The organism is Candidatus Phytoplasma pruni, assembly GCF_013391955.1.
Taxonomy (GTDB): domain Bacteria; phylum Bacillota_I; class Bacilli_A; order Acholeplasmatales; family Acholeplasmataceae; genus Phytoplasma.
Map to the genome: position 1 here is coordinate 1 of NZ_JABUOH010000048.1, position 1,542 is coordinate 1,542.

Consider the following 1,542-nt stretch of genomic DNA (forward strand, 5'->3'; position numbering starts at 1 on the left):
ACTCCAAGAAATTGAAAACAAAGCTAAACCTAATAGATTAGAAACCGTTTATGAAAAAGATGGCTATTACGCGGTTAAAGAATATGATTCTCAAACTGGTAATCAAATCAAAGAAACAAACTTCACATCTAACAACAATATTGAAAGTTTTGAAGAATTTGATCCTATAACTGGTAAAAAAATCAAAAAAACCGACTACAATGTCGACGACGGCACCCTCGACTCCATCGAAGAATACGACCCCCAAACCGGACGAATCATCAAATCCTTCACCTACAATCCCGACGGTTCTGTTAAAGACATGACTGAAAGAGAAAGAGGAAGTGAAGATATTTTAATAATAACTCATTATAAAACAAATGGTAAAGTAGAAGCTATTACTAGAATGCATCCTACCGATGACAAAATATTTTTACACACCACCTACAATGACGACGGTTCTGTAAAAGAAACTTTTACCTCAAACTCAAAACCCTAAAAACCATTTAGGGTTTTTTTCATTTAAAAACCTATAAATTCAATAAAAAGGAGTATTCAAGTGATTATCAAAGAAATGAAAAACGGTAATGTCTATTACTACTACAAAAGCGGTAAAATCAAAGTCATTACCAAAAAAGGGGACATAAAATGGTACACGAAACAAATTTTTTATCCCCATTACAACAAAAAACCAAAGAAAAAGGAGAAATAAATTTATGAAAATACAAAACATTTTTGAATGGATCAATTTTATCATAATTATATTTACTGTGATAGATATTTTAGCATCCACTAATTACAACACTTACAAAATTGAAAAATTAAATAAAAAAATAAAGGAGCTCGAAAATAATGATGAAAAAACAAAAAAAGAATAAAAACCCCTATGAAAATACTCACGAAAGTTTAAAAAAATTATTATATCATCCCCACAGAACACCCTTAACTACCCAATTGGCTAATTTGTCTGAGTATTTAACCCTTCAAACCGAAACACCTTCGGAAAGAAGTATGACAATATCCCAAAATGCGGACTCTTTAATTCACCAACTGTATACTTTATCCAACCGTGTTAAATTAGAAAGAGACCAACATTACGAACAATTAAAAGACGAACACGAATATGAACCCGAGGAATTAGATGATAATGGTTGGCCTTTTGAAGAAATTGAACCCTGGGATGATGAATATGAAAAGGCTGTCGTTTTGTTAGAAGATTGCACCTCTACCCCATGTTCCAAAGGTTCTTTACATGTTAATTTAAATTTTTTAACAGATCTTTTACCTGCCAGAATGGACGAATTAAATCTACCAATTGAAACCGCTGCCATCCTAGCCAGCACCAAACAATTAATCGCCTTACTGCATCTCTACGAAAACGAAATACAAACGTTAAGGGAAGAATACGACGAAAATAATCAATAAAAAGGAGGAAAGAAAAATGCAATGGTATCAAATTTTAATATTTATCATCATAACCCTAATAACCGCCGCCATAATCCCAATAGACCAGCGATATCGATTAAACCAGCAACAAAATCACATAATAATGCAATGGCCCGA

Annotated in this window: 4 protein-coding genes; all 4 read left to right on the forward strand. The window is 32.6% G+C overall.

Going from position 1 to position 1,542, the window contains the following annotated elements; all coding sequences use genetic code 11:
• The coding region (locus tag HR065_RS02130; RefSeq protein ID WP_178734258.1) for a DUF2963 domain-containing protein at positions 1-478 on the forward strand (478 nt) is incomplete at its 5' end.
• A 60-nt stretch (positions 479-538) separates the two neighbouring features.
• Positions 539-691 carry a hypothetical protein gene (locus HR065_RS02135; RefSeq protein ID WP_178734259.1) on the forward strand — a complete coding sequence of 51 codons (153 nt, stop codon included), beginning with the start codon at positions 539-541 and terminating at the stop codon, positions 689-691.
• 4 nt (positions 692-695) lie between these two features.
• Positions 696-857 (forward strand): hypothetical protein, encoded by a 162-nt coding sequence (locus HR065_RS02140; protein WP_178734260.1) that lies wholly within the window; start codon positions 696-698, stop codon positions 855-857.
• Positions 832-1,404: a hypothetical protein gene (locus HR065_RS02145; protein ID WP_178734261.1), complete on the forward strand. Its 573-nt coding sequence runs from the start codon at positions 832-834 to the stop codon at positions 1,402-1,404. Before HR065_RS02140 ends, HR065_RS02145 begins: the two co-directional genes overlap by 26 nt.
• The last annotated feature ends 138 nt before the right edge of the window (positions 1,405-1,542 follow it).